The organism is Lederbergia sp. NSJ-179 (assembly GCF_022867885.1).
Taxonomy (GTDB): Bacteria; Bacillota; Bacilli; order Bacillales; family Bacillaceae_C; genus Lederbergia.
Genome location: NZ_JALIFP010000028.1, coordinates 1 through 26,441, shown reverse-complemented (window position 1 = coordinate 26,441; position 26,441 = coordinate 1). Strand labels below are relative to the sequence as shown.

17 protein-coding genes are annotated in these 26,441 nt (G+C 39.5%); 7 read left to right on the top strand and 10 right to left on the bottom strand.

Annotated elements, in window-relative coordinates; genetic code table 11:
• Positions 1-11 precede the first annotated feature (11 nt).
• The 5 genes from MUB24_RS16860 to MUB24_RS16840 all read right to left on the bottom strand — a co-directional run bounded on the left by MUB24_RS16860 (position 12) and on the right by MUB24_RS16840 (position 6,500).
• A complete protein-coding gene (locus tag MUB24_RS16860; protein WP_313898470.1) occupies positions 12-1,169 on the bottom strand; it encodes a glucose-1-phosphate adenylyltransferase in 1,158 nt (385 codons plus the stop codon).
• On the bottom strand, positions 1,159-3,105 hold the full coding sequence (gene glgB, locus MUB24_RS16855; protein WP_244706127.1) for a 1,4-alpha-glucan branching protein GlgB: 1,947 nt from the start codon (positions 3,103-3,105) through the stop codon (positions 1,159-1,161). Before glgB ends, MUB24_RS16860 begins: the two co-directional genes overlap by 11 nt.
• A gap of 544 nt (positions 3,106-3,649) precedes the next feature.
• The gene (locus MUB24_RS16850) at positions 3,650-4,399 is read right to left on the bottom strand and encodes a sulfite exporter TauE/SafE family protein (protein ID WP_244706125.1); all 750 of its coding nucleotides are present in this window, start codon (positions 4,397-4,399) and stop codon (positions 3,650-3,652) included.
• A gap of 324 nt (positions 4,400-4,723) precedes the next feature.
• A complete protein-coding gene (locus tag MUB24_RS16845) occupies positions 4,724-5,746 on the bottom strand; it encodes a glycoside hydrolase family 15 protein (protein WP_244706123.1) in 1,023 nt (340 codons plus the stop codon).
• Between the two features lie 244 nt (positions 5,747-5,990).
• Positions 5,991-6,500 carry a DUF3231 family protein gene (locus tag MUB24_RS16840; protein WP_244706121.1) on the bottom strand — a complete coding sequence of 170 codons (510 nt, stop codon included), beginning with the start codon at positions 6,498-6,500 and terminating at the stop codon, positions 5,991-5,993.
• 556 nt (positions 6,501-7,056) lie between these two features.
• On the opposite strand from MUB24_RS16840, the gene MUB24_RS16835 reads away from it, so the two are divergent.
• Both MUB24_RS16835 and MUB24_RS16830 read left to right on the top strand, forming a co-directional pair.
• On the top strand, positions 7,057-7,635 hold the full coding sequence (locus tag MUB24_RS16835) for a TetR/AcrR family transcriptional regulator (RefSeq protein ID WP_244706119.1): 579 nt from the start codon (positions 7,057-7,059) through the stop codon (positions 7,633-7,635).
• 87 nt (positions 7,636-7,722) lie between these two features.
• Positions 7,723-8,664, top strand: a complete 942-nt coding sequence (locus tag MUB24_RS16830; protein WP_244706116.1) for an SDR family NAD(P)-dependent oxidoreductase — start codon at positions 7,723-7,725, stop codon at positions 8,662-8,664.
• Between the two features lie 30 nt (positions 8,665-8,694).
• Here the strand turns inward: MUB24_RS16830 and MUB24_RS16825 are convergent, their stop codons facing one another.
• Both MUB24_RS16825 and MUB24_RS16820 read right to left on the bottom strand, forming a co-directional pair.
• On the bottom strand, positions 8,695-9,261 hold the full coding sequence (locus MUB24_RS16825) for a GNAT family N-acetyltransferase (protein ID WP_244706115.1): 567 nt from the start codon (positions 9,259-9,261) through the stop codon (positions 8,695-8,697).
• A gap of 569 nt (positions 9,262-9,830) precedes the next feature.
• Positions 9,831-10,556: a hypothetical protein gene (locus MUB24_RS16820; RefSeq protein ID WP_244706113.1), complete on the bottom strand. Its 726-nt coding sequence runs from the start codon at positions 10,554-10,556 to the stop codon at positions 9,831-9,833.
• A gap of 656 nt (positions 10,557-11,212) precedes the next feature.
• Between MUB24_RS16820 and MUB24_RS16815 the strand changes: the two genes are divergently transcribed.
• The 4 genes from MUB24_RS16815 (at position 11,213) to MUB24_RS16800 (ending at position 15,699) form a co-directional block, all read left to right on the top strand.
• Positions 11,213-11,908 carry a response regulator transcription factor gene (locus MUB24_RS16815; protein ID WP_244706111.1) on the top strand — a complete coding sequence of 232 codons (696 nt, stop codon included), beginning with the start codon at positions 11,213-11,215 and terminating at the stop codon, positions 11,906-11,908.
• A complete protein-coding gene (locus tag MUB24_RS16810; RefSeq protein WP_244706109.1) occupies positions 11,901-12,905 on the top strand; it encodes a sensor histidine kinase in 1,005 nt (334 codons plus the stop codon). The genes MUB24_RS16815 and MUB24_RS16810 overlap by 8 nt, the downstream gene beginning before the upstream one ends.
• A gap of 99 nt (positions 12,906-13,004) precedes the next feature.
• Entirely contained in the window at positions 13,005-13,766 is a 762-nt protein-coding gene (locus tag MUB24_RS16805; protein ID WP_244706107.1) for an ABC transporter ATP-binding protein, read from the top strand.
• Positions 13,756-15,699, top strand: coding sequence for an ABC transporter permease (locus MUB24_RS16800; RefSeq protein ID WP_244706105.1), 1,944 nt, complete (start codon positions 13,756-13,758; stop codon positions 15,697-15,699). Before MUB24_RS16805 ends, MUB24_RS16800 begins: the two co-directional genes overlap by 11 nt.
• A 113-nt stretch (positions 15,700-15,812) precedes the next feature.
• Here MUB24_RS16800 and MUB24_RS16795 read toward each other — a convergent pair whose 3' ends face one another.
• The 3 genes from MUB24_RS16795 to MUB24_RS16785 form a co-directional block, all read right to left on the bottom strand.
• Positions 15,813-19,373, bottom strand: a complete 3,561-nt coding sequence (locus MUB24_RS16795; protein ID WP_244706103.1) for an SNF2 helicase associated domain-containing protein — start codon at positions 19,371-19,373, stop codon at positions 15,813-15,815.
• Between the two features lie 54 nt (positions 19,374-19,427).
• Entirely contained in the window at positions 19,428-21,737 is a 2,310-nt protein-coding gene (locus MUB24_RS16790) for an ATP-dependent DNA helicase (RefSeq protein WP_244706168.1), read from the bottom strand.
• A gap of 208 nt (positions 21,738-21,945) precedes the next feature.
• The gene (locus MUB24_RS16785; protein WP_244706101.1) at positions 21,946-25,041 is read right to left on the bottom strand and encodes an efflux RND transporter permease subunit; all 3,096 of its coding nucleotides are present in this window, start codon (positions 25,039-25,041) and stop codon (positions 21,946-21,948) included.
• Positions 25,042-25,139: 98 nt separating this feature from the next.
• On the opposite strand from MUB24_RS16785, the gene MUB24_RS16780 reads away from it, so the two are divergent.
• On the top strand, positions 25,140-25,994 hold the full coding sequence (locus MUB24_RS16780; RefSeq protein ID WP_244706099.1) for a TetR/AcrR family transcriptional regulator: 855 nt from the start codon (positions 25,140-25,142) through the stop codon (positions 25,992-25,994).
• Positions 25,995-26,441 lie beyond the last annotated feature (447 nt).

The following is a 26,441-nucleotide window of genomic DNA, read 5'->3' as shown; positions in this document are numbered from 1 at the left end:
ATATCCTTTCCCTATAGTACGTTTTGTATATTTGCGGAAACCATTTGACATTTCCCAAATAAGGTAATCTCCTTCGATCGATTAGCTGAACCAATGATCGATCCATCTTCAATCACTGTACCATTAGCAATGATCGCTCGCTCTACTTTCACATTTTTGCCGATTCTTACATCAGGCATAATGACCGAATCCTTTATGACAGAACCTGCCCCAATATGGGCATTGTACGACACAACCGAATGGTCAACCGTTCCGTAAATAATGGAACCCTCATTAATAAGGGATTGTGTTACCTGAGCTTCCGGAGCAATATATTGAGGTGGATGATTCGCATTCCCCGCATATATTCGCCAATTTGGATCATCTAGTTCAAAACTAGTAGCCTCCTTAAGAAAATCCATATTCGCTTCCCATAAGCTTTGCACCGTCCCGACATCTTTCCAGTAACCATTGAATCCATAGGCATAGAGCTTTCTTTGGTCCTCTAACATTTTAGGGATAATGTCTTTGCCGAAATCATTTGATGACCTCCTATTCTGCTCATCCTCAATTAAATATCGTTTGAGCATTTTCCAATTAAATAAATAAACCCCCATAGAAGCAAGATTACTCTGTGGAAAAGAAGGTTTTTCTTCAAATTCAATAATTTTATCTGATTCATCCGTGTTCATGATTCCGAAACGATGGGCTTCGTTCCAAGGCACTTGAATAACCGCGATCGAGGCATCTGCCCCTTTTTCTATATGAGCATGAAGCAGTTTATTATAGTCCATTTTGTAAATATGATCGCCAGAGATGACAAGGACATACTCAGGATCATATTGATCAATAAAGTGGATATTATGATAGACGGCATTTGCTGTTCCTTGATACCAATGTCCTCCATCTTGCCCTTTATAGGGAGGAAGAACAGACACACCACCAAAGCGGCAATCTAAATCCCATGCCCTCCCCTCCCCAACATAATGGTTCAAAGTATGGGGCTGATACTGGGTTAACACTCCAACCGTATCGATACCTGAATGCGTACAATTACTTAATGTAAAGTCAATAATTCGATATTTCCCACCAAATGGAACAGCGGGTTTTGCAATTTCTCTTGTTAATCCACCAAGTCGAGTCCCTTTTCCACCTGCAAGCAACATAGCCACCCATTTTTTAGCTACTATAGAGACCACTCCTCCGTCTTTTTTTTGTTTGTTTCATGAAGATAATCATTCCTAATGGGGGAACGGTAACTTTCATACTATATCGTTGATTATGATAAGGTTCTTGTTCCACTTTGATCGGTTTCGGATGATACTGATTCGAACCTCCGAAAATGCTTAAATCACTGTTAAATACCTCTATATAACTTCCATACGATGGAACTCCAATCCGATAATGTTCATAGACATCTGCACTGAAATTACAAAGGACAATACAATAATCCCCCTTTTGTTTTCCTTTCCTCATAAACGTGATCACACTCTGGGTTGTATTATCTGGGTCAATCCATTCAAACCCTTCCTGCTCATGATCTAATCGCCATAAACAACTTGTTTTTTTGTAAAATTGGCTTAACGCTTTAAAATACGTATGGAATTTTTGATGAAAATCAAACTCAAATAAATTCCAATCAAGCTGTTCTAAATCCTTCCATTCATCAAATTGCGCAAATTCATTGCCCATAAAACTAAGTTTTTTTCCGGGATGGGTAAAGAAGTACCCGTGTAATAGACGCAACTGGGCAAACTTTTGCCAATAATCACCAGGCATTTTATTCAGTAAGGAACGTTTCCCATGGACGACCTCGTCATGTGAAAATGCTAGAACAAAATTTTCCGAGAATGCATAAAAGAAGGAAAAAGTTAATAGATGATGGTGGGCAGATCGTTCTGAAATCTCCATTTTCATATAGCGGAGGACATCATTGGTCCACCCCATATTCCATTTGTAATTAAAGCCTAGACCGCAAGCATAGGTTGGAGCACTCACCAAAGGATAATCTGTCGCTTCTTCCGCCATCATAAGAATCCCAGGATAGCGATCAAAGACAACTTCATTTAATTTTTTTATAAAGGTAATCGCTTCAAGATTTTCTTCTCCTCCTAAATGGTTTTTCAAAGGACTCGAGCCAGCATTATCATGATTCAAATAAATCATCGAGGATACAGCATCAAGTCGAAAGCCGTCAATATGAAAGACATCCAACCAAAAAAGGGCATTGGAAATAAGAAAGCTTGTAATTTCCGGCTTACCGAAATCAAAATTATAGGTCCCCCAGTTCCTACGCTCCGCTCGATCAGGATCAATCGGTTCATAAAGGGACGTTCCATCAAAGCGCCCAAGGCCGTGGGCATCCTTGCAAAAATGAAGGGGAACCCAATCCATAATCACGCCTATTCCGTTTTGATGACATCGATCAACGAAGTACATAAAGTCCTTTGGGGTTCCATAACGACTTGTGACCGAATAATAGCCAGTAATTTGATAGCCCCATGAGCGATCATAGGGATGTTCCATTAGTGGCATACATTCAATATGGGTAAAGCCGCAAGATTTTACATAATCAATGACTTCATCTGCTAATTCACGATAGGAATAAAAACTTCCATCCTCCTTCCGCTTCCACGTTCCCATATGCATTTCGTAGACGAGCATAGGTTGATGATAATGATCTTTTCTCCCCCTTTGTTCCATCCATTTTTTATCTTTCCAGCTATATGTATCCAAACGATAAATGATAGATGCTGTTCTTGGCCTCCTTTCTGAATAGAATGCATAGGGATCCGCTTTTAGCAAAACTTCATTGGTCGATGTCTTGATTTCGTATTTATACAGAAGCCCTTCTTTTAAGCCGGGTATAAATAATCCCCATATTCCTGAATGCTCAACTCGCTGCATGACAGCTTGCGAACCATCCCATTTGTTAAAGTCCCCAACAACAGATACCGCCAATGCATTTGGAGCCCAAACGGCAAATTGCACACCTTTAATCCCTTTAACGGTCAAGATATGCGCGCCAAGCATTTTATATGCTTCATAAAGAGTTCCTTCATGAAAAAGATACCTCTCCATATCACCTAGGCGCATTTTCTCTCCATCCTCTACACCCCTTACCATTCTGGCACCTCCACTATCCTATTTGACTCTTTCTAAAAATATTCCATATTTTATTTTTTTGACATGCACATTTTTCCCAATAGAGTTCGTCCTCTAAAAAAGACGTGGTAGGCATATTGGCCTCTCCACATCCTGTGATAAAGTGAAACTTCATTCAGTGGGGGTTTTTTTCATCCCCCACTGAATGTTAGTTGAACGAATCGGGGATTTACTGGCAGTTGATCCCCCACTTACAATTCTTGTTTTTCCTCGAATTCTTGAAGTGGGGGTCTTACTGCCAGTTAATTCGGGATAAGAACCTGGTATATATTCCAAAGAGTTTAAAAATAGAACTTCCCTAAACTATTTCGTTGCGAAAAATGCGAATCCTTCGATGAAAAATCACTAGTTTTGTCATTTTAAGCGAAGAAATACACGTTGCTATTTTCAGACCGAGTTTTTTTGGAGGTATAAGGGGAGGGTTTATTCAAGGTAAGTAAAAAACCGAGGGGTTCCTTCCTTCTCGGTCCTTAAATCTTATCCAATTATAAAGATTCTATTTGTGTTATGCTGGATTTATTACCAATAAAATGCCAAGTACGACAATAAGGAGAAATACATAACGTTCAAATTTTTCATTAGGAATACGGCGATGTAAAAAAATTCCCAATAAAGTCGCAATCATAATAGTAGGAAAGGATAGTCCAAATAAAAGAAAGAGATCTTCTGTCCATAATCCGCCAAGAGCTTGACCAATTACAACAAATACTCCAGAGATTAAAAAATGAGCCTGCAAAGTCCCTCGGAAACGCCTAGGCTCCCAACGTCGCAAAGTTCCATAAACAACAACCGGGACACCATGTGTATTATAAGCACTGCCCATAATACCAGATATTATCCCCACCGGCAGTGACCAAAAAGGCGCTTCAAGTCTGGGTTTTGCATCATTTTTTCCAAGCAAAACTTTAATAAAGGAATAGGAACCATACGCCATTAAAAAAATACTAAGTCCAACCGTAATGATACTTGCAGGTAGCTTGACAATAAATAGGATACCGATTGGAATGCCAATTAGAGCCCCAATGACTAAGCGTATTAAAGCGGGACGATCCACATAACGCCATCCCGAAATAGCGGTAAATAACGCGACAGTAAGTCCAGCTAGACCAATTAAAGAAATGGAAGTATGTAAATCAATGGGTAATAAGGCAAGTAATGGCATACTTACAACGGCTTCTCCGAACCCAAATGTTGCCCGTATGAATGCTCCAATAAAAACGGCTGCAATGATTAGTACGATAACAGTAGAAGTCATTATTTCCCCCTAAATATTGATATTAAGTTGTTAAAAAAATCCCTAAATTACTGTGTTTAACCTCTATTAGCATACCATAAATTGCCACTAAAAAATGGAGGTTTATGACCTTTCTTCCATCCATTTTAAGGTACTTAACCGGCCGTGCAAGAGTCTAAAAAATCATTTGAATGATAATGTACATGATTTTTGTAAGACTCCTTAAAATCGATTCCACTCGTCCTGATAAGCTTCATATGATTTCAAGGGACATCTCTTTGCCGCAGACAAAAACCCTGAATGCAGTAAGCCACATTCAGGGTATATCTGATGAAGTCTTTTCGTTTACAAATTCTCACTAGGTACGGCAATCTGATTAGAGCGCACCCTCTTTAAAAATAAATAGGATAGGGCTACAGCCCATGCAAGTGGTGTATTTCCATTGGCTACATTTTTTCCACCAATATATAATTCAGGTACTTCCCAATTGTCGGGTATGTTTCGGAGCGTTTTTTCCACATATTCATCTGCTTTATCGTTCATCCCTAACTCACTATAGCATAGTCCCAGCCACGGAAATCCGAAGCACCACTCCGCTTCCTTTCCTTCATTGTAATATTGATCATGTTCATAACGGATACATCCTCTTTCCCGCTCTAATCGGCTCGAGACTTGCTGAACGATCATAAGGGCTGTTTGCCGATCGACCAATCTGTATGGAAAAATGAAAGAAAGCAGGGCTAAATCCACCTCTTTTGTTTCACTTTCCCGTGGTAACAGAAAACGTAATGTTTCTTCCCCTTTTCGAATAAGATCCTCTTTTACATCGACCAACATGCTAACGGCCTTTAACCCCGCCACACAAGCTCCCACACTTGAAGCATGTACCTCCATATTCTCTTCCCACATGCCATTATCTTTGGCTTGCCAGTACTGTAAACATTCTAGATAAGAAATGAGTTTTTGGACAATTCGTAAATCCGATTCATCCCTTATCACCTTTTGCCCATGTTTGACACCTTCCCCTACTCCCCATAAAAATGCTCCAATCGCATCATTTTGAGCGTGCCCCCATTCCACGTCAATCTCCTTTAAATCCGTAGAATAGCGGGAATGAATATACTCAAACAAATAAACAGGTTTCTTCTCCGTATGAATATCGATTTTCCATTCATAGTCTTTAAATAAATCGAATAAAGCATGATAAGCCTTTTCATAACGTTCTGATCGATCATGTAAAAACGGCAATACCGTATACACGACATCCCGAATCCAAACATAACGATAGTCATCTGAAAGACTGGCCGTATAAGCGCCGTTCGGCAGACGCATTTTATCAAGGACTTGAATTGCCATCTCCATATTCATCGTGAACAAACACCTCCAATGAGTAATCATGTATCTCATTGTAAACATTTCCCATTTTTATAAACCCCACTGTAAACTCTTTGTACAATATTGTATGTATAGGCCTTTTTTTTGGGAATAACAGTGGGAAAAAAGGCGATTGTCCACGATTGTGTGACTACGAAGCACACGTGAAAAGGGGCTACCTTTAGTGGAAGCCCCTCATTCCCCAAGACAAATTAAGTCTGGCCAAATCGAAACAAGATCAACAATCAGCAGGAGTCTGATGAAGAGGTGGAGTAACCAACCATCCCTTATCTTTGTTCAAACGAAGAACTTTTGTGCCGAGTGCTGCTTTTTGTGTATGCATTTGTCCAAACATCATGGCAATATCTTCTCGGAACGATTCGCCCATGATCGTACTGCATGCCACCAAGCCAGCAGCCATATCTGCCGCTAATGACACCGCAATCTCTTGATCCATAAAACGTGCTCCCACTGGAATACTTTCCAGATTTGCCTTAGGGCGCTCTGGTGGAGTGGGTGGTAAACCAACACCATTTTCTTTTAATAATGTTTCAATCTGCTTAACCTCTTGTTCTTTCTGCTTGAGAGCTTCTTCGAGTAATTCATGAAGATCAGCATCTCCGGTATGATTTAAATGTGTTTGGTAACAAGCAATCATTCCTTTTGCCCCAACTAAAAAAGACCATATACCAAATACTTCTCCATAATGCATCGGTTCATTTTTTGGATTCCCACCTAAAATTCCCATAGTAGCCTCCTTTGACTCCATTAATGTAGTTCACAATCTTTATCCTTCCTCTAGTTATAAAAATCCATTCATATTAAAAAAGCTTTTACCATTTTTAAGAAAAGCGCAAGGCGCCCGCCTAATGGATGAACGGCTAAGTTCGCGCCGTCCTGGCGCAACGCCGTTCTGACCAACATCCTGTTGGCCCGCGACAAGCAAATGTTCTGAGACAAGAAAAGTCCGGTTTTGACTTTTATTGTCTCAGGTTATTTGACCTCGAGGGGCTAGGCGCTGGAGCTAGACCTAGCATTAGCCAATTTTTATGCTTTCCTTACAAAAAAAGCCTCCCGCTTTTCACGTGTGAAGGACGTCACTAAAAACATAAGGTGAAAGGCCTTTATGAAAAACTCATAAAAAAATAAGCCTCTAATATTTATAGTACACATATTCTCGACCTATATTGCGAGAACTACGAACCAATTTATACCTTTTGATCCCCCACTAAAAAAATGATTGACATTGGATGTATTCATGAGTATCATTTAATTGAACAGTGGTCAAATACAAGGAGGATACAATGTCACCACGGAAATCTGTACAAAAGGAATTAACTCGTGAAATGATTATGGATGCGGCAAGGGAGTTATTTATTGCTCAAGGATATCAGCACGTTTCAATGAGGCAAATCGGCAAAAAACTGGGATACAGCCATGGCTCTATTTATTATCATTTTAAAAATAAAGCGGAGCTGTTCTATGCTTTGGTTGAGGAACATTTTAAAATGCTCGAACTGGAGCTAAAAATGATTATGGAAAAGCCTTTGGAACCTGCGGAAAAGTTACGGAATATCCTGCTTGGCTTTATCCGTTTCGGTTTAACCCATCAAAGCCATTACGAAATTATGTTTCTAATCAAGGATGAAGAAGTTCGTAACTTTATTAATCAGGAACCAAGCAACACCTATGAAATGTTTGCCAAAAGTGTACAATCCTTATGTGACAGGTCCATCACCATACAAGACATTTGGTCGACCTTTCTTTCCTTACATGGCTTTGTCACCCATTATCTGCGCCATGTCGTTGATTATGAGGACGGGAAGGAAATGGCGCAAGTACATGTGAATTTTCTCTTGAAAAGTTTATTAGCACAAAAGTGAAAGCATTGGGATCTTTCGGTTTTTCCCTCGGCTTTCTTTTATCCAGCAATTTGAACAGTGGTCAATTTTATACAAGGAGGTTTTATCATGAAACATGCACTAGTATTAGGGGCATCAGGAGGGATGGGGTATGCCCTTGTTCAGGAATTAATCCACAGAGAGATTGAAGTCACCGCCTTTGCTCGTTCGAAGCAAAAACTAAATACCTTATATGGGACACAAAAAGGAGTAAGGATTCACACAGGAGATATATTTAATCTTGAAGACCTCATGGCTGCTGCCAAGCAAGCGGATACGATTTTTCAATCCGCCAATCTCCCTTATGAACAATGGGAGGAAAAACTTATTTCCTTTTTTGAAAACATCATCAATGTTTCCAAAACAACTGAAGCTAAATTAGTACTAGTTGATAATATTTATGCCTATGGAAGGTCTTCAGGCGGTAAGGTGAATGAAGAAACACCCAAAAATCCGCATACGAAAAAGGGGAAAATTCGATTACAAGCAGAAAAGCTGATAAAGAACTCGAATGTTCAAGCATTGATTGCCCATTTTCCAGACTTTTACGGCCCAAATGCGGAGAATACCCTCTTACATGTCACGTTAAAAGATGCCATTCAACATAAAGGTGCCATGTTTGTTGGTTCTAAAAAAATACCACGAGAATTCATTTATACACCAGATGGTGCAAAGGCCCTCGTCCATTTAGCCATTCAGGAACAAACCTTTGGACAAAATTGGAATATCCCTGGGTATGATGTGATTACCGGGGAGGAGATTATCGCGATCATTCGAGATATAAATGGATATAAGAAATCTGTCTTCACCGTTACTAAAGGAATGATCAAACTATTAGGCCTTTTCGATCCTACCATGCGTGAAGTCGTCGAAATGTTCTATTTAAACGAAGACCCCGTTGTTCTCGATGGAACGAAATACAATAGAGAAATTGGGCCCCTTCCCCGAACCTCTTATCAAGAAGGAATCAAACAGACGATGGAATATATGGCGGCTCATCGACAAAAATAATCCCACGTAAACAACGAGTGAACAAGATGGTCACTCGTTGTTTTTAATGATTGATCCATTTTTCCATTCATCCTCTAGCAGACCGTAAATCACCCGATCATGATACTCACCATGGAGAAACTCATAATCTCTTATCATGCCTTCTCTTTTAAAACCTAATCGTTCCGGAATGGCTTTACTTTTTTCATTATTAGTAGCCATCTTAATTTCCACTTTATGTAGCTGGAAATCAGTGAAGGCATGGTCAACCAGCAAGGCACATGCTTTTGTGGCTAAACCAAGCCCTTTAAATTCTTTCCCCAACCAATAGCCAATTTCTGTCTTTTTATTTCCCCAATCCAGATACAAAAAACCAATGGAACCGGCGATGTGCCCTTTATACCAAATTCCTGCCCAGTAGCCATTGTTTGAAGCCAATCGTTGTAGAGATCTCTCAATAAAATTCCTTGTGTCTTGAACTTCATTTGTAAAGGCTGGAAAGGCAAGCCATTTCCCGATGCTTTCCCGACTGCCATCGATTAAAGCAAATAACTCCTCTGCATGCCTTGGCTCTAGTATTGCGATATACGTATTCGAATCGATCTCGGCTTTATACAATTTTTATCCTCCAGACATTTATACCTATATTAACACAAAATCCCAAAATGTTTCCCTAACACTTTTGTTTTTCCCTCTTGTCTCGTTTTTTTCAAAGCTTACCATTTAAAAATTAGAAAAATGATCCATTCATTTCCCCTATTTTCGACAATATTTCCCGGGAAAAGATTGGAATCTATAAATGATTCCCTGAAAAACATTCTAGGTGATAGTAAAAACAGCTCTATCTCTTTCAATCATTAAAACAAGGGGATTTTATAATAAAGATGGAATGGTTTTAATAAGGGATGTTTACCGATTTCAAATGGAGAAATAAGGATCAACGGGGTTTCCGTAGGAGGCAACAAAAAGGGGGACCCTTGGCTTTTGTTGTCTGGATGACGGACTGAAATAGGCTCCCCCACGATAAAATACCCTTTAAATCGCACTTTTCATTGTATATGAAAAGCCCTTGCAAGAAAGATCTGCAACGCTATAACTTTTATTATCCAGGTTTTCATAAATGGATGAATTGATGCTCTGTTCATCTGGATGTCTGTATAAAAATGCGGAAAAAAGTGTAGAAGAATTTATTGAGAAGTGATTCTCTCTTGTTTTTCTGTGGTAACCAAGTGCTCGATTTGTAGTACTTCAGAGAGGATGCGGAAGAATGCTTCAAAGATAGAAGTTTCTTGTACACATTTCCGATAGTTTTCATGGAGATGTAAAGCTATTTCATTTCTCGCTCTAAGATCAAAGTGGTAAAAGTCAAGAATCGGAAAGTATAAAGCATCACCAATTGGAATGAGGGTTCCCATCATTATTTCCCCTTTTGCAGGTGGAACGGCACATGCATCTAAGACAATGACCTCGACTGTTTCTTCTGTCAGCAAATCGATCAAGATGAAAACTCGATCACTATACGTGTAACCAACATAGTAGAACTTGGGGGTGGCCTTCTCCCATTCCTTTAACCAATGGATCATGATTGGGGATTGATTTAAACGGCGGATATTATTAAAGATATAATTCTCCACATAGTTATAGTCATCGCTTTTGTACAAAACCTTCCACCACATTAAATTAATCTCTAATGCTTCTATTTTCTCTTTCTCTAGTGAATGGGCTTCAATAAATTCCTTTAACCAAGATTGGGGTTCAGCGTATTCTTCCCTTGATACATACAGAACAAAATCCTTATAAACCTCTAACAATTCACTCTGTAACTCCCTAGAAATCGGATGATCATGACGGAACCGGGTTGCCTTAGATTTAGACTGACCAAATTGTACCACCTTTTCCATATTCTCTTTCACAAGCATCTACCCTTTCTGAATTTTTTTATTTCCTTCTCTTCATTCTAATTCGACATTAACGGGCAATTTCCTTCCTTTTTTAAAAATTTAGCAATAGTATTCAATTAGGAACATGTTGCATGGAAAAATATCGTGGGAACTTATTTTACCATTATTTCCTCTAGTTTTTCAGTGGCAACTAGATGCTCGATTTGCTTTGGACCTTGGTTGGGCAAAGGCGACTAACTTTCCAACTTTTTGTTGTGCTTTTTTCATAAACAGGCATCCTTTCAGGGAATGAGTGGGGTTTCTATTGATTCCCCCCTTCCATTGGAGCGATTCGTTGCTGGTCTACCCATACATTAATTATTGAAGCGTTATCAAAATGAATATTTATAACAATCTTACTATGATCGTTTTTTTGAACAAGTGAACAAATTTTATGTTTGCTGTAAAAATTTAGTATGATGGATTTTTATTTGTAAATGGAGTTTTTCCCCAGATCATTATAGATAGACCTAATAAGATTTTAGTGGAAGAAAATTTGAATAAAGATATATTTGGATCACCACGTTAATAATTGAGGGGTTCATTGTTAATCAAGCTCTGTTTAATAGACAAAAAGGAACGACTTTCTATACAATTTATAATAAATATAAAAATGTGTGGTGAATTCATTGTTTAAAATCCTACTGATTGAAGATGATGCAACGCTCTTTCGTGAAATCAAAGACAGATTATCTCAATGGTCTTATGACGTCTATGGGGTTACTGATTTTAATCATGTCATGCAGGAATTTACAACCTTAAAACCGGATTTAGTGATCATTGATATCCAATTACCGAAATTTGATGGGTTCCATTGGTGCCGCATGATCCGATCCTACTCGAAGGTGCCTATTATATTTTTATCATCGCGTGATCATCCGACGGATATCGTGATGTCCATGCAACTAGGAGCGGATGACTATATCCAAAAGCCCTTTCATTTTGATGTACTTATAGCTAAAATTCAAGCTGTTCTTCGTCGTATCTACAACTATAATTCGGAAGAAACTGCATTTAAGATATGGAACGGAGCAACGATTGATTTTGAAAAAAATACCGTCAAAAATCAGGCAGGAGCAGTTGAATTAACGAAAAACGAAATTTTTATATTGAAATTATTAATTACGCAAAAAAATAAGATCGTTAGTCGTGAGAAATTAATTCAGAGTCTGTGGGATGATGAACGCTTCGTAAGTGATAATACCTTAACCGTAAATGTAAATCGGTTAAGGAAAAAACTAGATCAGCTTGGTTTGGGCCCCTATATAGAAACAAAAGTTGGACAAGGCTATATCGCTATAGAAGAGGATTATCATCATGATTAGGAAATTTTTCATCGAAAGATGCAGTTGGATTTTGCTCTTCCTTTTTGTACAAGGACTCGCACTTTTCATTGCCTATATTGATCCAACCATTCCATTCACACCCATCCTTTATATCGTCTTTTTATCTTGCCTGATTTTTATCGTTTTTGTCATGATCCGTTACTATAAAGAAACAAAGTTTTATAAAAGTCTGGAAGAATGGGAAAAAGACCTCGACCTAACGAATATAGCATCTGCCGAAAGTCCCTTTGAGAAAATTGTGGAAGAAAATATAATTGACCAAACCGAACGACTCAAAAAGCAAGCTTCCCAAAACTCGATGATCGTAGAGCAGGAAAAAGATGATCTGTTATCTTGGATCCATGAAGTGAAAACACCGTTAACTGCCATGCATTTGATCATTGACCGTTTGGGGGATAATAAAATGAAAGCTCAATTGACGCATGAGTGGCTGCGAATTCATTTACTTTTGGACCAGCAACTTCATCAAAGGAGGATCTCCTTTATTGAAAATGATCTGCATATTGAAAAAGCAGATGTAAAATCAATTATTTTTGCAGAGATTAAATCCTTACAGTCTTGGTGTATGCAGAAAGGAATTGGGTTTAATGTGGACTTAGAGGTCACAGAAGTGCTTAGTGATAGCAAATGGTTATCTTTCATTATCAGACAGTTGTTAACAAATGCCATTAAATACAGTCAATCCTCGGATATTATGATCAAAACCTATCAGCAAAATGAGCAAACAAACCTAGAGATTACGGATTTCGGACGTGGAATTGCCTCAAAAGATCTTCCGAGGATATTTGATAAAGGCTTTACGACTACGTCCGAGAAGCAAGAAAATGCGGCAACAGGCATGGGGTTGTACTTGGCCAAAAAAGCAGCTCAACCGCTATTGATCGATATCCACGTGAATTCGAAAACGGCAATAGGCACAACTTTTACCTTAACCTTTCCAAAAAGAAATGATTTTCATTATATTGCAGGCATGTGACAAAAACGTCACATGCCTTTATCATTTGTTCGCTCAATCAAAGGATAAGAGAAGGAAGGGTCTTTATAATAGAAGTATGGATGAAAGGAGAGTATCAAATTGAAGATATTAGAAGCAGCAAAAATATATAAAAACTATGGCAATAAATTAAATAAACAAGAAGTTTTGAAGGGCATCGATATTAGTGCAGAAGAAGGGGAATTTGTCGGCATTATGGGTGCATCTGGTTCCGGGAAAACAACCTTGTTGAATGTCCTTTCCTCTATTGATAAAGTGAGCACCGGGATGATCAAAATTGATGGAAAAGACATGACAAGCATGAAAGAAAAGCAATTGGCTGCATTTCGGAAGAATCATTTGGGTTTCATTTTTCAGGAATACAACTTATTGGATACTTTAACAGTGAAAGAAAATATTTTGTTGCCATTATCGATTACCAAGGTGGCGAAAAAAGAGGCGAATCAAAAGTTCAAAGAAGTGGCTACAGAACTGGGGATTTATGATATAAAAGACAAGTATCCAAATGAAATATCAGGCGGGCAAAAACAGCGGACTTCTGCCGCTAGGTCTTTTATTCATCAACCAAGTATCATTTTTGCTGACGAACCAACAGGTGCACTTGATTCAAAATCAGCTTCTGATTTGTTAAACAAGCTGAGTGAATTGAATCAGAAAAGAAAAGCTACTATCATTATGGTCACTCACGACCCAACTGCCGCAAGTTTCTGTAGCAGAGTGGTTTTTATAAAAGATGGGCAAATCTATTCACAATTAAATAAAGGCGACCAATCAAGACAGGCCTTTTTTAACGACATTATGAAGACGCAGGCTGTATTAAGCGGGGTGCAAAATGAGCATTAATCAACTTATCCTCCGCAATCTGAAGAAAAATATAAAAAACTATTATCTCTATGTGTTTGCTCTTATTTTTAGTGTCGCACTTTATTTCGCCTTTGTCACACTGCAATATGATCCATCTATGGATGAAACAAAAGGGTCTATAAAAGGGGCAGCTGCGATTAAGGCTGCATCCGTCCTTCTTGTTTCCATTGTCGCCATTTTCCTTTTATATGCGAATAAGCTTTTTGTGAAACGCCGTAGCAAAGAAATCGGCTTATTTCAGCTAATTGGAATGACAAGAAATAAAATATTCCGTCTCTTAAGTGTTGAAAACTTTATTCTTTATTTTGGTTCCTTACTTTTCGGAATCTTTATTGGATTTTCCAGTTCAAAATTAATCATGATGATTTTATTAAAAATAATGGGGATTGAGACAAGCACTACTCTCCAATTTTCTACAGAGGCACTTATCCAAACACTTATTGTATTTGCCGTGATTTATCTTTTCATTATGTTAATGAACTATGTGTTTATCAAAAGGCAAACGATTTTGTCGTTATTTAGGGTGATATCCTCGGCAGAAGCTAGAGTGAAAAAAGTAAGTCTATTTGAAATCATTTTCGGAGCAATGGGGATCATTTTCATCCTTTCGGGCTATTATATTTCATCAAAGTTATTTGATGGAGACTTTTCAAACTTGAAGGAACTTTTTTTAGCGATGATTTTCATTCTGGGATCTGTCATCATCGGAACCTATCTTTTTTATAAAGGATCAGTTACATTTATCACGAACATCATCCGAAAAAAGAAAGGTGGATACTTAAATATAAATGAAGTTTTATCGCTTTCCTCGATTATGTTTCGGATGAAATCAAATGCCTTTTTATTAACCATTATCACAACCGTATCAGCGCTTGCCATCGGCCTATTATCTTTAAGTTATATCTCCTACTATTCTGCGGAAAAAGGGGCGAAAGATAATGTACCGGCTCATTTTTCGCTAACAACAACCGCAGATGCAGAGCAATTTAAAGAAGCTTTAAAGGCGAGAAAAATAGACTACCGTGAAACAAGGATTGATGTTATTCAAGTAGATGTGAATGTAGAGCAAATATTGAATACAAAGTTAGAGTTAAACTTTGATTCGAATACGATGACCCTTCCAGTTGTTAGCGATAAAGCCGTCCAGGGGTTAAATTTAAAGAAGGACGAAACCCTCTTTACAGGGTATAGTGATGCCTTGAATAAAATGATGTCCCTTAAAGCTTCAGGCAAAATTGAATGGATCGGACAGAAAGAAACGATTCCGCAAAAATATATCGGGTTAGAAAAGAAATTTATCATTCCCTATAATTTTACGAATGGTGGTCTGCCTACTGCGATTGTCGATGATACAATTTTTCAACGTCTAAAAAACGATCTGAACCCAGTTATCCAGCAGGAATCCTCCCTGTTTATCGGAATTGATCTGGAGGATGAATCCAAAGTGGAAGAGGCCAATGAAATATTTCAAAGCTTGAGTCTTAGCGAGAACGCTCCAAACTTTTCTCAACTTCAATTAAGCATCAATCAGAAACAGAACATGGGACTAATGATGTTTATCGTTGGTTTCTTGGGATTAACCTTTTTGATTACTTCTGGTTGTATTCTTTATTTTAAGCAAATGGATGAAAGTGAAGATGAAAAACCCAACTATACGATATTGCGGAAACTTGGTTTTACTCGGGGAGATTTATTAAGAGGGATTCAAACAAAACAATTCTTTAATTTCGGCATTCCTTTAATCGTTGGTCTTTCCCATAGCTATTTCGCTGTCCAATCCGGATGGTTCTTCTTTGGGTCAGAGTTGTGGACCCCGATGTTGATTGTCATGGTGATCTATACCGGCTTATACTCGATTTTCGGAATGCTTTCTGTTCTTTACTACAAAAAGGTCATTAAAGAAGCATTGTAAAAAATCCCCCACATAGCAACCTGTGGTTTGCTCAAAGTGGGGGATTCTTAGGTTCACAAAACGGATGGCTCCAATACGGTTGTATCGATAAAGACCTTCGGGGATTATTAGTATCAAAGATCAAACTCATCGACATCCCCCGTTACACTATTTTTTCTATCAATCTGTTTAAGAACCTCTTCCGCTATTTCATCTTGCTCTCTGGTTGTAATGAAGATATCCTCCGGAATTTTCCAATGTCCACCCTCCGTTTTATAAGCTCCTTCAAAGCTTCCTCTTTCGCACATACGTCGAATGGTTTGATCACTTAACCCTAGCTTCTTGGCAACTTCATTAGGTGTGTAGTAGTGTATTTCCTCTTTTTCAACATTGATGAGTTTTTTTATCTGGTCTTGAAAATGAGGAAGTTTCTTACTATTATCATGACTAGCTAATATTGAAGCCAGAATTTTTTTGGGCTCTGGCATCTCTGATTCCACATCTTCATTCCCCTTCTGAATCGCTAAAATTTCCCGAATATCCTCTTCTGTAAGCAAAGTTGTAAAATTCTTTTTTGCATCAATCACTTCATCTATAAGATGTCTCTTTTTCTCTTGTAGTTCATTCATTTTTTCCTCAATTGTGCCACGTGCGACTAGCTTGATCACTTGAACAGCTTTTGTCTGACCAATTCTGTGGACACGGTCTGCTGCTTGTTCCTCAACTGCCGGGTTCCACCAAGTGTCGTAGAGGATGACTGTATCGGCACCCGTTAGGTTGAGGCCTGTCCCGCCCGCTTTTAAAGAAATAAGGAAAATATGACGTTCCCCCGCATTAAATCGTTGGCATCTGTCCACTCGTTCTTCTGACGGAGTTTGTCCATCAAGATAGAAATACGACTGTCCTTGCTTCACTAATTCTCCCCCGATTAATTGAAGCATCTTTGTAAACTGTGAGAAAATCAATACTCTTCTTCCAGAAAGCCTTGCTTCCTCTAAAAGTCGAAACAGTTGTTCAAACTTAGCTGAACTCCCTTTATAGCCGTCCACAAACAAGACCGGGTGACAACAAATTTGCCGTAGGCGTGTCAAACCAGCAAGAATTCTAATTCGGTTTTTTTGGAGCGTATCTTTATCCAAGTGTTTTAATGTATCGTGTCTTAATTTGGCCAAATAGGCAGCATAAAGCTTTTTTTGATCTGGAAGCAGCTCCACCGATTCCTGTGATGTTGTTTTCACAGGTAATTCCGCGAGCACCTCCACTTTCGTCCTCCGGAGTAAAAACGGACGAATCCGACGGATAATCTTTTTCCTCGAAAGATTACTGTATTCCTTTAATCCTTGAAATAATTCGGGAAAAACAACATGGAAAATGGACCATAATTCCTCTAATGAATTTTCAATCGGTGTACCAGTCAAGGCGAAATAATGCTCTGCTTGAACCTTATTCACCGCCTTTGCGGTTTGGGTGAACGGATTTTTAAATGCCTGTGCCTCATCGAAAAACACCGTATGGAAAGCTTGTTTTTCGTACCACTTGATATCTGTGCGCAACAATGGGTAGGACGTAATCACCACATCGTTATGCGCCACATCCTTCTGTAAAGCGATTCGTTTCACTTTATGACCATCTATGACCGTTACTTTGAGATCCGACGCAAATTTACTGAATTCGTTCATCCAGTTATAGGTGAGAGAGGATGGGCAAACGATGAGAATAGGTAGCTTTCTTTTACGAATATCAGTCAGTTCCGATAAAATAAACGCGATACTTTGCAAGGTTTTCCCGAGCCCCATATCATCGGCAAGAATCCCACCAAAGCCGAAATGGGCAAGAGCCTTCATCCATCTGTAACCGTGTTTCTGGTACCCATGCAATACCAGCTCTAACGTTTTCGGTACTTCGAAGTACAATTGATTCGGGTCTTGGATCTTTCTTAGAAACTGGCGGAAGGATTCCTCTAGCTTGAATACATCCGGATCATCTGTCGAATCCATAAGCTGAAAGCCACGGACAACAGGTACATTCAAGCCACTCTCCAGATCTTCATCTTGAATCGGTGCCGCATGAAGGAAACGTTGGATCTCTTCAAACTCTCTCGTTTCAAGGGAAAGAAGGGCCCCACTGTGTAAACGATAATACTTGCGTTTCTCTTCAAGTGCCGCTAAAACTTCACGGATCTGCCTTTCGGGAATGCCATCTATTTCAAATTTGAATTCCAACCAATCCGTCCGGTTCTTTTTGAAGCCTACTTTAATCCGCGGAGGGGGATTCTTCTTGATAATCCGACTCCTTACAGCCGTAGTGGCATATACTTGCACAAGTTTTTCTAATTTTGGAAGCTTATGATATAAAAATTCATACTCCAATTCTTCATTATGCAAAAAATAGCCGCCCTCAGTTTGGGCAAAGGAGCTTTCCTCCATGAGTTGAAGGATCGCCTCCTCCTTTTCCACATCTCTGATTAGCACTGGACCTCTCTCTAATTCCTTTTCCAATGGATGAATAACAACACCTTCATAATGAAATTCTAATCCAGCCAAAAGACGATTTTTGACACGATCTAGGTATAGCTTGGCGACTAGTGGTGTCTGCGGTCGTTCTCCGGAAATATGGACCTCTCCCAACCTTTTCAAACCAGGCACAATTTTTTCAAAAAAATCACTGATTTGCCTATGTGGAATCAGAATCCGATTGGAACGAGAAAATCCAAGCATCTGGTTTAGCTCTGAAAGACGTTCACTCTCCCTCCTTTCCAGCAGGACAACCCTTCCTTCAGATAAAGCCGTTCGATAAGCATTTAACAACATCATTTGATCTAAACCTTTAATCTTGAGTTCGTAGTCCCCGGCCGTCGTTCCCGAAAGATCGAATTGTAAAGGGAGTGGCTCGCTCGATAGAGAAAAACTGTCAAATGTATTGCCATCATACTCCAATTTCACCAATGGGGCACTGGATAGTAAGGGTATAAGGCGTTCCCAGGAAGATGGCGGGATGAGTAAAATATCGTTGCTGAATGTCCAATCCGTTTTGTTTGGTAGTGTATCAACATACACCTTTTCGTCTTGGGTCACTCGGATAAGCTGTTGAATGACGGCATCTGTTTCCTCTCGAAAGCAGTGTCGCTCTGGATGATAGGTGAAAGAAGGAGAAAGTGAGCTCGGATTTCCCATCTTTACTTGCTCCAAAAAAACCCGGATATTGTGCACTTTCGTCGTACCCACTCTAGCTTCTATGCCAAACATGCTTTGTCTGCCACCAATGATGATAGGCCTACAGAGAAACTCAACATCCAATATTTGCCTGTTCTCAAAATGAAGCTGAGACCTACTCGATTGTTTTTCCTTATGATGGAATAAGTGAAACAAGCCTTCTGTAAGAGCTTGATTTTGGGTAAGGGGGGCTGTCCCATTACGTTGCTGCTCATAAATCGCCACTAACACTGCCGCAATATGCTGACAATCATGTTTGAAAGAAGGCAGGGGTGGGCAGCTACATTTCGTACGGATCTCACCACTCTCACCCTTCTCTATCGTCACATAAAAGTCTTCTGCTCCTGTAACGATCGCTTCACAGCGTATAGAATCGTCTCTTTCAATGGTTACTTTATTCGTATCATAATAAGCCTTCCCTCTTTTGAAGGAGACAGTCCCGCACATTTCTATGATCTTTTTCCGGTTTAATTCAATATTCAAATTTTCCCCTCCCTACCAGATCAAGGTGCCTGGCACGCCCCAAATTTTGTCGAATTATGACAACTTTACATCATATGGTTGCAACCTCACTACCTTAAAATGTTGCCATTCAAAGGGGAGCAGCGCTTGGTATTTTGGCTGCAAGAAACGATCATCAATAAGAGCGATGATGCCTTGATCCGATTCCGTCCGAATTAACCGACCACCTGCTTGTAATACCTTATTCATTCCAGGATAAACATACGAGTAATCATACCCATTATGACCAATCGATTGGAAATAATCCTTAATAATATTGCGTTCCAAGCCAATCTGTGGCAAACCAACTCCAACAATGATCACACCTTGCAGACGTTCTCCTTTTAAATCAATCCCTTCAGAAAAAATCCCTCCAAGGACCGCAAAGCCTACCAGCCGGTCTACTGGGTTCCCATTTTCTCCGAAGGCTTCTAAAAAGCCCTCACGCTGTTCCTCTGTCATGCCCACATCTTGTACAATCGTCCTAACATCTGGTGCCATCGTAATAAAACGCTCATATACCGTACGCATATATTGGTACGATGGGAAAAACACGAGAAAGTTTCCTGCCTTTTTTTGTAAAATATCGATAATAAACTGCACTATCGGTTCCAGTGTACGATCCCGATCACGATACCTCGTGGATAATGGCTGAATCATGACTTCCACATGCTCCCGATCAAATGGTGAAGGAATAGAAAGCACATAATCATCTTCTTTCCCACCAAGCAAATTCATATAGTAACCGGCAGGAGTCAAAGTGGCGGAAAAGAAAATTTTGGAACGGAAACCTTTCCCCATTTGTTCCAACTGTGCAGATGGATCTAAGCAAAATAGCTTCAGTTCAACCTCATTTCCATTTACGATCAAATAACTTGTAAATCGTTGATCATACAGGCGCGCGATCTTGACAAAGGCCTGGGCCTCAAAATACGCCTCCAATAAAAGCTCCTCTGCCTCTTCGCCACGGACTAATTCTTCCTCAGCCTTAAAAGCAAAAGCTTCCACTGCCTGTACAAGCTTTTCATCCAATTTCTTCTCTAGCATTTGATTTTGCTTCTTTTTTTCCAGCAAATGATCATTTACTTTTTTGGCCGTCTTCGCAATCCCGTTGTTTTCCCCTTTATACATTCGATACAACTCAAGAAAATGGGATTTGACGACAGTAGCTGAATACATTTCCCTTGCTCGATCTACTAGATTATGAGCTTCATCAATTAATAAAACCGTCTTTTTCTTCTCTTCCTCAAAAAGCCGCTGCAAAGAAACCCTTGGATCAAACATATAATTATAATCACAGATCACGGCATCTGCCGCATACGCCAAATCAAGGGAAAACTCAAAGGGACAGATCCTATGTTTACGTGCATATTGCTCAATCACGGGCCTTGTGAGCATCTTTTCATGCCCCAATATATCCGATACGGCCCCATTAATGCGATCATAGAAGCCATCTGCAAATGGACATTCCGCTTTGTCACACTTCACTTTTTCCTGAAAACAAATCTTTTCCTTCGCCGTAATCGTTACAACCACTAATTCTAACCCTTTTTCCTGTAAAAGCCGAAAAGCTTCCTCAGCAGCCGTACGGGTAATCGTCTTGGCTGTTAGGTAAAAAATTCGCTCCACATGCCCCTCCCCAATCGCCTTCACCGCTGGAAAAATTGTTGAGATCGTCTTGCCAATCCCCGTGGAGGCTTTCGCAAAGAGGGTCTTTTTTTCTTGAATGGTTTTATAAACAGAACCTGCAAGCTTGCGCTGACCTTGACGATAATGGTCAAAGGGAAAGGTCAAAGCCTTTGTGCTTTCATTCCTTTTTTTCTGAAGCTCCATCCTTAAACGAGCAAAGGAAGCATAGCGAGATACGACATCTAGGACAAAAGCTTCCAGGTCTTCCCTTGTCATAACCCGTTGAAATCTCTTTTCTTCTTCTGTCCGTACCTGAACATAGGTAAGTTGAATATTTATTTCAGATCTATCATGATCTTTTGCGTAAATATAGGCGTACAGAATTGCCTGTGCCCAGTGAACAGGATAGGTTCCCTCTGTGATTTGCTCCAATGGCATCGAGGTGGATTTAATTTCATCGATGGTGATCACCCCATCCTCATCCATCAACAAACCATCACAACGCCCATCAATCTGAAAAGTGAGATCATTTAGCGGAACTTCCGTTTTTAAATACACTTCCTTTTGATCTGTTTCCCGATAGGTTTTTTGGATCTTTTGGTGAATTTTTGTGCCTTCATGCAAAGAGGAAGCGGTACGGAATCCCGTTTCAATGCTCCCACTTCGAAAAGCATATTCTACAAGCGTCCTGACAGCTATTTTAATGATTTGTGTCATGTGATCACCCATTCGTTTTTCTTCATTTCATTTTAGCATAGAAGGTTGATAATAGAAACGTACGTTTTACATGGAGGATTTTTTCCATTTAAGGGCCTTGGTTTGATCGCTTTATCAGTCTTTGGAATCCGCCTTTCCTATCATTCTATTGGCCACCCGCAAACAAAAAGAAACAGCCCCGCAGGATTGACCAGCAGGGCTGTTTCTATTAGTTTTCTACTACTTCTTTCCGGTTTTTCTTAAACATCTTCGATAAGATCTCATACACGATTGGTACAATGATCAAGGTTAATAAGGTGGAGCTTGCTAGACCACCAATAACGGAAATGGCTAAGCCTTTTGAAATGAGACCACCGCCGCCTTCTGCACCAATGGCTAATGGAATTAACGCTCCAATTGTCGCGATAGCCGTCATCAGGATTGGCCGTAGACGTGTGGCGCCCGCTTCTAAGATCGCTTCGCGCATGCCCATACCACCATGTTCCATCCGTACAATCCGATCGACCAGCACAATCGCATTAGTGACGACAATTCCAATGAGCATTAGCAGTCCCATCATCACGGATACGGAAATCGTTTCACCCGCAATAAATAATCCAACAAAGGAACCAATCACCGCAAATGGTAATGAGAATAGAATCGAGAATGGTGCGACCCCTTCACCGAAGGTAACAACAAGGATGAAGTAGACAATCGCAATCGCCGCAAGCATCGCTACACCTAGTTGTGTAAAGGTTTCAGTCATATCTGCCGCTACACCACCAACATCAATTGTCACACCTTTTGGTAGATCTAAGTCATCTATCGCTTTATCGACTTCAGATGTAGCCTTGGAAATATCATCACCAAGGATTGTACCTGAAACCGTTGCATAGTATTCTCCCTTACTCCGTGCAAGGGTATTTTGGGTTGTGCCTTCTTCTACCTTGACAAGATCAGAAAGCGGCATCGTTGTCCCAAGAGCTGTCTGTACAGGGGTATCAAGCATATCATCAATCGATTTTGGCTGTTCAGATTGTTCTTGCTGAACAATGACTTTCATGTCATGTCCATCTTTTTCAATGGTTGTTAAAACCTCTTCTTGTTTCGTGGGATTTAACATCATCACAAGTTGGCCAGCTGTTAAGCCATATTGTAATAATTCGTCTTGCTCGACTTTGAAGGTGTATTCGACATAGGCATCTTCTGCACTGGAAGAAACATCTTCTAGGCCATCATTTTTTTTCATCACATCTTCGAGCATTTTTACAGAATCATTTAGTTTATCTAGATTTTCACTGTAAAGTGAGTAACTAATCTCATTTGTTGACATTCCCATGGAGGAGAAATCTTGGCTCTTCCATTCACCTGACTGGCCAATGTCAAACACATAGTTTTCGATTTCCTTGCGAACTTCTGGGAAATCCTTCATATCTGGATCAAAGATAAGGTACATTAACGCACCACTAGACCCACCGCCCATCAGAGCGGACATGGAGTCACCACTGTCACTGTCCGTGACAGATAGCTGCAAGGTATCAATATCATCCCGTTTTAATAACTCTTGTTCCACTTTTTCCACATTCTTTAATGTATCTTCTTTCAACTCACCTGTTGCAGGTGTATAAGTTAGATACATCACTTTTTCTTCCTCACTGCCCAAGAAACTAAATCCAATGAGAGGCGTTAATGTCAAACTACCAATTAATAGTGCAATGGAAATGATGGAAGTAATGGCTTTATGATTAAGGGTCCAATCAAGGATGCCCTTGTACCAACTTGCTAGTTTCCCAACTTCTTTATGATGACTCTTTGACTTCTTCTTACCATATAATTTTTTTCTAAATAAGAAGTGAGATAAAGCCGGTACGATTGTGATCGCCACTAGTAATGAAGCCCCGAGTGCAAATGTCATTGTTAACGCAAATGGCACGAATAATTCGCCAACCATTCCACCCACAAAAATCAGCGGAGCGAAAACAGCCACGGTTACGAGAGTGGACGACAAAATTGGTTTGAACATCTCAATTGTTGCTTCTCTAATAAGGGCTCGCCCTGTTAATTTCTCTTCTTTTAAATGGAGCCGCCTGTATATATTTTCAACAACGACAATCGAGTCATCGATCACCCGACCGATTGCAACTGTAATTGCCCCTAATGTCATAAGGTTTAACGTAATATCCATCCAGTGCAAGAGTAATAGAGCCATGAAGATAGAGACTGGAATCGATACGATTGAAATAATCGTAGATTTAAAGTCACGTAGAAAGAGAAGAATGATTAGGATCGCAATCAAACCACCAAATAAGGCCTTCTCGATCATCGTTGCAACGGAATCTTCTATCGGCTTTCCTTGGTCAAGGGAAACATTAATCGTAAGTCCCTCGATATTTTTCTCTTCATCTTTAATTAATTTCTTCACACTGTTCACAACATCGACCGTATTAGCATCTTGCCCTTTTATCACTTGAATGGCAATGGCATCCTCGCCATTTGTCCGTGAAACAGACTCCACTTTCCCAACTAACTCTACCTTTGCGATATCACTAAGCTTCACAAATGGTGATGGATTCTTTTCTGAAGGAGTGACGGGAATCAACATGTTTTTTAGTTCATCTACAGTCATGAATTTTCCGTCTACCGCAACAGCTTGCTCCCCTTCTTCAAACTCATATAATCCTAATGAAACAGCCATATCACTTGCCTGAATCATTTCTTTAACTTTATCTTCTGTTAAATCCAGTTCAGCCATTTTTTTATCATCATACGTCAAATCGACTTCTTCGACATGCTGACCTGCGATCGAGGCTGAAGCAACACCATCCAGTTTCTCAATTTTTGGAAGAATGATTTCTTCAACCGTGGAGGTTAATTCCACAATATCTTCCTCTGTACTACTAACACTTAATGCGACAACTGGCATCATATTCATGTTAATCGCCGTTATTTCCGGAGCCTGTGCCCCATCTGGCAATGTGACATCGTCCAAGGCCGATCTCAATTCCCGATTCGCTTCATCCATATCAATTCCATAATCGTATTCCACCTGAATACTAGACATGTTAGAATAGGAATTGGAATAAACTGCTTTTACATTTTTCAGGTTTTCTATCTTCTTCTCTAACGGCATGGATACTTCTTCCATTACTTTTTCAGGAGTGGCCCCTGGATAAACGTCCATAACCATTAAGTAAGGAATCGAAATATCCGGAATCGTTTCTGTCTTCATCCTGGATCCTGAATATAGTCCAAAGACAACGATGATGATCGTTAATAACCAAACAGCTAATTTATTCTTTATGACAAAATTAACTAACCCCTTCACTACTATACCTACCTCCAATTGACTTTTCTAACCTATTTACCTATAATAATGACTAATTAGTCACTTGTCAACAATAAAGATAGAGGAGAAATAATCGAATGCTCAAAAAACAATTGATTATGGAAAAAGCATTAGAACTTTTTGCAGAGCAAGGATTTAGAGCTACATCCGTTCAACAAATCACAGATCGTTGCGGAATCTCTAAAGGCGCTTTTTACCTTTCTTTTAAATCCAAAGATGAATTGATTTTAACATTAATTGACCATTTTATGATGCAAATCACTTCAGATATTGACTACTTGGTCAAGGACTCAGATGATGATAAACTTCTATATGAATTTTACTATACGACTTATACTTTCTTTCATAAACACAAGGATTTTGCCAAACTCTTCATGCAAGAACAGATGCAAACAGTCAACGAAGAGCTCATTGTGAAAATGCATCAATACAACAAATTACATGAAAAAGCGATCTTGTCGTTGGTTGAGAGAGTGTACGGGGATAGGATCAAAGATACGAAATACGACCTCATTTTCTGTATTAAAAGCTTTATGGGAATGTATGCGGAGCTATTTTTATACGAAAATGTTGAGATAGATTTCGATTTACTTTCACGATCACTTGTGGAAAAAACAAATTTGTTGGCAAAGTATATGACGATCCCCTTCATTTCACAGGATTATATCCCTTTGATTAAGTACGGGAAGAATCAGGAGGTGACCAAGGACCAGTTACTCGAAAGCATGGAGCAAAAAATGGACGAAATGGAAGATTCGCTTGAGAAGGAGTCCTTACTCCTGCTCAAGCAAGAGCTTATCACACCTTCCTTAAGCCCCGCGATTGTGAAAGGATTAATCGAAAATATTCGCAACCATCCACATTGCAAAGGGATTGCTTATTTATTGGAGGACTATTATGAGATGAAAAATGAAAAGAGGCAGGACGCTTAGGGGTTCTGCCTGGAAATTTTATTCTTTTAGTTTCCTCCTTACAACAGAGCGTTTAAATATTTTGGATTAGCGGGGATAAGGGCTAGTCCCCCGGCGTGTTAACGCTTTAGCACATACTTTATTTTTTCTCCTAAGCTGTTCATTCTTTGAAGATTCTTTCACATTTGCGAATCTGGGGTTTAAAAAGGAAATTCAGCCGATACGATTTACCGTCGATAACTAATGTCGTGACTAACTAGTACGGCAGCCCGTCAAATCATTTCCTAACGAACACGAAGCAAATTGATATTCGCCAGTTCCAGGACCGGATCCATTTATGCATTAGTAACTCAAGTTTCGGACATGCTAAATAAGCCTTAACGCTTGGTATGAAAGGGATAGGTACAATTCTATTATCATGCTGTCCCAGCATGAAGTAGTGGATTTCGCAAATAGTCAGGTAATTTG

What these genes read in the sequence shown, in the direction of transcription:
- MUB24_RS16830 (WP_244706116.1), top strand. Translation starts at nt 7,723, where the DNA reads ATGAAACATGCACTAGTATTAGGGGCATCAGGAGGGATGGGGTATGCC.
- MUB24_RS16845 (WP_244706123.1), bottom strand. Translation starts at nt 5,746, where the DNA reads ATGAATATGGAGATGGCAATTCAAGTCCTTGATAAAATGCGTCTGCCG.
- MUB24_RS16850 (WP_244706125.1), bottom strand. Translation starts at nt 4,399, where the DNA reads ATGACTTCTACTGTTATCGTACTAATCATTGCAGCCGTTTTTATTGGA.
- MUB24_RS16810 (WP_244706109.1), top strand. Translation starts at nt 11,901, where the DNA reads ATGATTAGGAAATTTTTCATCGAAAGATGCAGTTGGATTTTGCTCTTC.
- glgB (WP_244706127.1), bottom strand. Translation starts at nt 3,105, where the DNA reads ATGGTAAGGGGTGTAGAGGATGGAGAGAAAATGCGCCTAGGTGATATG.
- MUB24_RS16840 (WP_244706121.1), bottom strand. Translation starts at nt 6,500, where the DNA reads ATGGGAATTTTAGGTGGGAATCCAAAAAATGAACCGATGCATTATGGA.
- MUB24_RS16790 (WP_244706168.1), bottom strand. Translation starts at nt 21,737, where the DNA reads ATGACACAAATCATTAAAATAGCTGTCAGGACGCTTGTAGAATATGCT.
- MUB24_RS16780 (WP_244706099.1), top strand. Translation starts at nt 25,140, where the DNA reads ATGCTCAAAAAACAATTGATTATGGAAAAAGCATTAGAACTTTTTGCA.
- MUB24_RS16800 (WP_244706105.1), top strand. Translation starts at nt 13,756, where the DNA reads ATGAGCATTAATCAACTTATCCTCCGCAATCTGAAGAAAAATATAAAA.
- MUB24_RS16835 (WP_244706119.1), top strand. Translation starts at nt 7,057, where the DNA reads ATGTCACCACGGAAATCTGTACAAAAGGAATTAACTCGTGAAATGATT.